The organism is Micromonospora globosa, from assembly GCF_000717585.1.
Classification (GTDB): Bacteria; Actinomycetota; Actinomycetes; order Mycobacteriales; family Micromonosporaceae; genus Micromonospora; species Micromonospora aurantiaca.
Genome location: NZ_JNZR01000091.1, coordinates 1 through 1,011 on the forward strand (window position 1 = coordinate 1; position 1,011 = coordinate 1,011).

Annotated in this window: 1 pseudogene; it reads right to left on the bottom strand. The window is 72.3% G+C overall.

Features of this window, described 5'->3' with window-relative positions:
- Nucleotides 1-216: pseudogene (locus tag IF06_RS0131755) on the bottom strand (hypothetical protein); the annotation flags it as partial.
- Between the last annotated feature and the right edge of the window lie 795 nt (nt 217-1,011).

Here is a 1,011-nt window from a genome sequence, read left to right on the forward strand (position 1 = left end):
CTGCTCGTCGTTCAGGTCGATGTGGGACTGGTTGCCCTGCACGCCGTGCGGGATGAGTGTGGCGGTGTCGAGCTTCGCGGCGGCCTGAGTGGTGGTGACGGCCGCGTCCCGGGCGGTGGGGGTGCTGGTGTCGTGGTTGAGGGGGCCGGCGGCGAGGCCACCGGCGACGGTCAGACCGGCGATACCGAGGATGCTCTTACGCAGGATCGTGTTCATGAGGGGGCTCCATTCGGGGGTCGACGCACACCCGGGGGTGGGGTGCGTGGGCACCGTCAGGCGCTCAAGAAAGGTTCTTGGGGGGATCCGGCGTCCTGCACACGCTGCCCGCGGCACGCCCGGGGGTGGCGTGCGAGGTTCGGCTGGGTGGCGCCGGAGACATCCACAACGACCGCCGGCCCGGGATCATTCCCAGCCCCTGCCACCCGCGCTCGCGTGCTGCCGGGGGTGCTGCTGCGGTCGTTCACCAGGTATAACGCCCCGGCCCCGCCCACGATTCCGCCAGCCGGGTGTGCCCGGACACCGCCCCCATCCACCCGAGCCCGCCATGTCCCCCCGCCACGGACGTCGCGCCCGCCCGCGTCGCGCCCGCCCATGTCGCCCGCCCGCCCATGTCGCCCGCCCCGCGTCGCGCCCGCCCGCGTCCCGCCGCGTCGATCATGAACTTAGCGGCATCGTCTGTCCGGTTTGTCTCCGCCAACCTCATGATCGGCCGAGTGGGTGGGTCCGCGAGGGTGGAGCTGGTGGCGCGAGCCCGGCCGGAGCGCGGCACCCGGCATCCCGTCCACGCTCGGCGGGGAGATCTTGGTACGAGAAGGCCCCCAGAGGGGCGCAAACCTTCCAAGTTCTCCGCCGCCACGCACCTGATCCCGGCGAGGCCCGGGCGTCGCCCACGGGACGCCTTCCGTCGGTCGATCATGAAGTTGGCCGGGATTGCCGTCCGATTTGTCCGGGCCAACCTCATGATCGACGCCGAAAGGGGGGCGGAGGGGGCGGAGGGTGCCCTGCCGGTGA